Raw genomic sequence first — 5,205 nt, 5'->3', positions numbered from 1 at the left:
TATCATTCATATCCTGATATACAATATTTTGTTCCACTACAAAGACTTCTGCTCTTGCCTTTAGTATTTCGTAAACTTCTTTTGATGTTAATTCATCAAAAGTTTTTGCTTCTATATTTGTTTTCATTTATTAGTTTCCTCTTTTTCTTGTCTTAATTTGAAATCTGATAAAAATGTTGACAAATACTGCATTTTTAGTTATCTCCGTTAATTTTTACATTACCTAATTTTGAACTAGCCTTTAAATCGCCTACATTACCGTTAATTTTTATATTTCCTACCTGGCTAGTACAGCTACCTGTTTCTATATCACAATCCTCTATCTTTACATCTCCAGTTTTTACTGAAATTGTGCAATCATCTGCTGAACCATTAGTGATTTTCACATATCCAACTGAAGAATCAATATTAAGCTTTTCTGTTGTAACTTCTGTAAGCTTTACATTTCCAACATCACTCTTAATAGCGATTTCTTCAGAATCAATATCTTCTATTTTTAAATTTCCCGCTGCTAAATCTGCATCTATCTTATCAAGTTTTGTATCCTCTGGCAAAGTAATTGTAATTACTCCTGTGTCGCTATTTAAAAATGGGATTCCTATTATCTTAGTTGAGGATTCTTCACTAACTGTTAGCTTTCCACTTTTAAGTTCCACATTTACATCACTGCCTCTTGTAAGGTTATATTTAACATTAAATTCATTACCATAAACAATCTTAATTGATGCAGCATCTATGTTAAGATCAATGCTTGAAACCTCTTCCCCTGTGAAATCCTGGCTTATACTCTTGCCAAGGGCCCCACCAATGCTATATCTAATTGCATGCATATATAAACCAATTAAAATCGCTACAAGAGTTATTGTATATAAAACAATCTTATATTTTTTCACTGCTTTATTTGACATAAATTAATCCTCCTCATCAATAAAGTTTAGCTTTAAAATCTTATTAATTAGATATGCAATAGGGAAAATAATCCATGTTATCTCCCATCTAAAGGTTAAAAAACTAATAATCAAGTATAGGCAAACTACTGTTGTTTTATATGTCTCTAAAATAATCTCTGCCTTCTTACTAGTATATTTTACGCTTGAAGCCCTTGCATGTTCCCCACTCATAGTCTTCTCATCATTGAGATTTAGGATTCTATCATAGCTGCCATTAATAGTTGATGCATAAACAATTAAAAATACACCAATTCCCACGATTAGGAATAAAAGGGCTGGAGAAATAATGTCATCATCTATAACAATTGCAGGAACTACAGATAAAATAAAGCACATAACTCCTACTGAAGTGCAAATTGTGTTAATTGTCTCAAAATTTCTCTTTCTTTCCTTAACATAATCTGTTGTTGTCATGTCGATTTTGCAGGCTTCATCTTTTATATAAGACCATTTAGAAGACTTCATTGCTGAAATGATAAATAGCGCAACTGCTACGGCTATAAAAACAAACATAAAAGATACACCAGCATTTTCTAATCTTGTTCCAAAAAGAATAGGATTAATTACACTTGTAATACATAAGAATACGCCTAAAGCTACAAGAAAAGCTGACTTAGCGCGTGAACTTAAATAAGCTATTACCTCTTCTTTTGTAAGAAATCTAGCCTTAGTATTCTCTTCTCTTTCCTTAGTTTCCTCCACTTCCTTTTCAAGACCAAGCTCACTTGCAAGTTCATCTAAGTTGCCAAACTCAGAAATTACAGTTCCAACAGCCTCATTATCTGTCTTACCTTCTGCTTTAAGCTCGTTGTATTTATCCTCCATCATTTCTAAAAGCTCTGCCTTTGCCTTCTTCACTTCATTAGTGTTAGGCAAGTTAGCAAACATAGCATCAAGATAACTTTTAATTGTCTCCATAGTATCTCCCTTCCATCGTTAATTCTAATATAATTTTATTTGAGTATTATTTAAGTTTCATTAGAAACGAATTATTTAATAACTTTTTGTAAATTTATTCACCACTTCTTTAATTAAATCCCATTCAAGACATTTCTCCTTGTAGTATTCAAGGCCTGCTTCTGTAATTCTATAATAGGTTCTCTTCTTAGCAGTTCCTTCAGAATCTTTATTAGCCACAAAGGATTCAATATAGCCATTCTTCTCTAATCGATTAAATGCTGAATATAGGGTTGTTTCTTTTATCGTATACTTCTCTTCTGAGATTTCCTTAATCTGCTTTGAAATCTCGTAACCGTAAGATGGCTCCTTTAAGAGGATATACAAAATCATAGTGTCGTTGTAACCGCGGATCACGTCACTACTTATCTCAACCATCAGATCACCTCCTATTTTTGAAAATGTATCTTAAATTTGAAAATATATCTCCTACGACTATCGTACTACGGCTGTCGTAGTACGTCTGTCAAAGTAAATATACTACGACCGTCGTAGTATGTCAACTAGAATTTCCATTATTTGTCAAGACTCGCTCGCCAGGCTATTCTCATGGCTGACTCTTCCCCAACGCTTAGAGGTGGGGGATTTCTCCGACTGAGTTAAAATGTGTCAGAGAAAGGTATGTCTTTTTTATTTCGTCAGATAGATGATATCATTTATCTGACGAAATGAAATACCAACACAATTTTATGCAAAAACCGGTGAACTAACACCCCGATTTTATGCAAAAACCGCCGAACCGACACTATGATTTTATGCAAAAATCGACAAAAACATACTCAGATTTTGTTTTTCTTGCTTGCAAAATTCAGGCAACAAAAAAGCTCCCAAAGCCAGATAAATACTGGCTTTAGAAGCTTACTAAAAATAATTAGTTCTTATGACACGGCACTTTCGTCATCAAAGTTATTGTTAATGCTTGTAACCTTATTAGCTAAATCAGCCACCTTTTCGGCCTTCTTCTTATCGAAGTATTTCTTAGTTTCAGTTGAAACCACTCCTGAAAGGGCAAGTAAGGCAATAAGGTTAGGAATTGCCATAAGACCGTTAACGATATCTGCGATTGTCCAAACTGCGCTAACTGTCATGTAAGGGCCGATGAATACGCAAGCGATGTAAATCCATCTATATACATTTACAACCTTAGTATTCTCGTTAGTTAAGTACTCAAGGCAACGCTCTGAATAGTAATCCCAACCAAGAATTGTTGTAAATGCAAAGAATACCAAGCATACCATAAGCGCGAAAGATGAAACCACTGCTGGGAATGGAAGTCCATTCTGGAAAGCAAATGTAGTAACTGCCGCACCTTCTAAACCTTCAACCTGCCAAGCACCTGTAATAATAATTGCAAGACCTGTCATTGTACAAATCATAAGTGTATCAATTACTGTACCAAGCATAGATACAAGTCCCTGCTCAACTGGCTCGTCAACCTGAGCGGCTGCTGCTGCGATTGGAGCTGAACCAATACCTGCTTCATTAGAGAAGATACCTCTTGCGATACCTTTTTGCATAGCCATAACCATTGCACCAAGTGCACCACCGGCTGCGGCTCTAAGACCAAAAGCTCCCTGGAAAATCTGAACGAAAGCATCTGGAATCTTAGTAAAGTTAAGTAAAAGGATAAGTAATCCAAATGCTATATATAAAATTGCCATAAATGGCACAACTACCTGTGCTACTGAAGAAATTCTCTTTAAACCACCAATAAGTACTAAGGCTACACAGACAGTAAGAATAACGCCTGAAACTACTGTAGCTACTGAATAATCCATACCAAGGATTGAAACTGTATTAACAGTGTTTGGATCAAAGAAGTTCTTAACTGCTGATGTAATACCATTGATCTGTGTAAATGTACCAATACCGAAAAGACCTACCATTACGCCAAATACTGCGAAAATCTTTGCAAGCCATTTCCACTTAGGGCCCATGCCCTTTTCAATATAGTAAAATGGTCCACCAATAATATGACCATCTTTTGCTTCGCTTCTATACTTAACAGCAAGCATACATTCTGCATACTTTGTGCCTGTTCCTACTAATGCTGCAAGCCACATCCAGAATAGGGCTCCTGGACCACCTGCACAAATTGCTGTTGCAACACCTACAATATTACCGGTTCCAATTGTTGCTGAAAGTGCTGTACATAGCGCTGCAAAGCTTGATACTTCACCTTGTTTACCAGACTTATCATTCTTAAACATAAGTCTAAAACCCATGCCGATTTTAGAAAATTGCATTCCGTGAAGTCTGATTGTTAGTAGCAAGCCTGTAAATAAGATTAAAACTATGAGGGGCATACCCCAAACATAGCCATCTAGAGTTACAAGAAAGTCATTAATTGAGTGTAACATAAAATAATCTCCTAAATAAATTGTTTTGATTGCTTTACCTCGTTGTCCTTTTCACATTTTCTAAATTTAGGATGGTAAGCCTTATCCTAATCAAACCGGGATATAAAAATGTGTCTAAGCTTTGGTTTACTTAACTGGGACGCAATGCTTATCGTTGATTTCACAGACCTTTATTACTCTGTTACGGTACTTCTCTTCCATTAAAGGATCTGTGTTTAGCCAAGTTTTAACAACCTCCATGGCCATAAGTCCTCCAATAATCTTAGCGCCTAAACAAAGAATGTTAGAATCTGTGTGCTGTCTTGCAAGTGTTGCACATAGGGGATCTTGGCAAACCGCTGCATAACAACCATTAATCTTATTGGCGATTAAGGCACTTCCGTAGCCTACGCCATCGCAAAAAATTCCTCTTTCACATTCACCTTTGGCTACTGCAAGACTTGCAGGGTAAACGAAATCTGAAAGGTCGCAGGATTTTTCGTCGTAGGTTCCAAAGTCTTCTACTTCGTATCCATTTTCCAATAGATACTTTTTGATTTCTTCTTTCATTGCTGTACCAGCATGATCATTAGCCATTGCTATCTTCATAAAAACCTCCTAAAAAATAAATTTTTCCCACATTATATATTTTGCTTTTTGCGAAAAATGTATTTCCAGTAAAGACATTTGTCCGCGTACCTAGTATATCATAAATTTGGGGATTTACCCATATAAAGTTGTTTTTTTATTTTAATACAATTCTTGGGACCGCTTTATTTAGACAAAAGCCTATGTTAGAATAAGGATAACTTATTAAAAAAGGAAGTGCTCGCATTAGATGCGGCTTTGCCGCGGCTCGCACACGAGTAGTGATTTGCTACGCAAATAACTACAAGAAAAAAGGAAGAGCTCGCATTAAATGCGGCTTTGCCGCGACTCGCACACGAGGAGTGATTTGA

Annotated in this window: 5 protein-coding genes; all 5 read right to left on the bottom strand. The window is 35.8% G+C overall.

Annotated elements, in window-relative coordinates:
- Positions 1–194 precede the first annotated feature (194 nt).
- Positions 195–908, bottom strand: a complete 714-nt coding sequence (locus tag QVA17_RS12170) for a DUF4097 family beta strand repeat-containing protein (protein WP_287389237.1) — start codon at positions 906–908, stop codon at positions 195–197.
- A 3-nt stretch (positions 909–911) separates the two neighbouring features.
- A complete protein-coding gene (locus QVA17_RS12165) occupies positions 912–1,868 on the bottom strand; it encodes a permease prefix domain 1-containing protein (RefSeq protein ID WP_287389236.1) in 957 nt (318 codons plus the stop codon).
- Positions 1,869–1,943: 75 nt separating this feature from the next.
- A complete protein-coding gene (locus QVA17_RS12160; RefSeq protein ID WP_027430134.1) occupies positions 1,944–2,285 on the bottom strand; it encodes a PadR family transcriptional regulator in 342 nt (113 codons plus the stop codon).
- A 500-nt stretch (positions 2,286–2,785) separates the two neighbouring features.
- Positions 2,786–4,267: an alanine/glycine:cation symporter family protein gene (locus QVA17_RS12155; RefSeq protein ID WP_287389235.1), complete on the bottom strand. Its 1,482-nt coding sequence runs from the start codon at positions 4,265–4,267 to the stop codon at positions 2,786–2,788.
- Between the two features lie 126 nt (positions 4,268–4,393).
- Positions 4,394–4,855 carry an RpiB/LacA/LacB family sugar-phosphate isomerase gene (locus QVA17_RS12150; protein ID WP_287389234.1) on the bottom strand — a complete coding sequence of 154 codons (462 nt, stop codon included), beginning with the start codon at positions 4,853–4,855 and terminating at the stop codon, positions 4,394–4,396.
- Positions 4,856–5,205 lie beyond the last annotated feature (350 nt).

It is taken from the genome of Lachnospira sp. (genome assembly GCF_016290755.1).
In the GTDB taxonomy this organism is placed as follows: domain Bacteria; phylum Bacillota; class Clostridia; order Lachnospirales; family Lachnospiraceae; genus Lachnospira; species Lachnospira multipara.
This window is presented reverse-complemented; position numbering and strand designations above follow the sequence as displayed.

What these genes read in the sequence shown, in the direction of transcription:
- QVA17_RS12170 (WP_287389237.1), bottom strand. Translation starts at nt 908, where the DNA reads ATGTCAAATAAAGCAGTGAAAAAATATAAGATTGTTTTATATACAATA.
- QVA17_RS12165 (WP_287389236.1), bottom strand. Translation starts at nt 1,868, where the DNA reads ATGGAGACAATTAAAAGTTATCTTGATGCTATGTTTGCTAACTTGCCT.
- QVA17_RS12160 (WP_027430134.1), bottom strand. Translation starts at nt 2,285, where the DNA reads ATGGTTGAGATAAGTAGTGACGTGATCCGCGGTTACAACGACACTATG.
- QVA17_RS12155 (WP_287389235.1), bottom strand. Translation starts at nt 4,267, where the DNA reads ATGTTACACTCAATTAATGACTTTCTTGTAACTCTAGATGGCTATGTT.
- QVA17_RS12150 (WP_287389234.1), bottom strand. Translation starts at nt 4,855, where the DNA reads ATGAAGATAGCAATGGCTAATGATCATGCTGGTACAGCAATGAAAGAA.